The organism is Bacillus pretiosus (genome assembly GCF_051294775.1).
GTDB lineage: Bacteria > Bacillota > Bacilli > Bacillales > Bacillaceae_G > Bacillus_A > Bacillus_A wiedmannii.
Genome location: NZ_JBPPHF010000676.1, coordinates 1 through 278, shown reverse-complemented (window position 1 = coordinate 278; position 278 = coordinate 1). Strand labels below are relative to the sequence as shown.

Annotated in this window: 1 protein-coding gene; it reads left to right on the top strand. The window is 34.5% G+C overall.

Annotated elements, in window-relative coordinates; translation table 11 throughout:
• A partial coding sequence (locus ACSG5Z_RS32650) for a ThiF family adenylyltransferase (protein WP_435713015.1) occupies window positions 1-278 on the top strand: 278 nt, incomplete at both ends.

Here is a 278-nt window from a genome sequence, read left to right as displayed (position 1 = left end):
GATAGTGATTATGTAGAATGGAGTAATTTACAAAGGCAACAATTATATACAGAAGAAGATGCAAAGCAATATAACCCAAAGGCGGTAGCAGCAGCAGAGCATTTACAAGCGATTAATTCTGAGGTGAAAATAAATCCGGTTGTGACTGATGTAACAGTGCGAGAAATGGAAGAGCTAGTGAATGATGTAGATTTATTATTAGATGCGACAGTTAATTTTGAAACGCGTCTTCTTATTAATGAAATTTCACAAAAGTATAAAATTCCGTGGATATATGG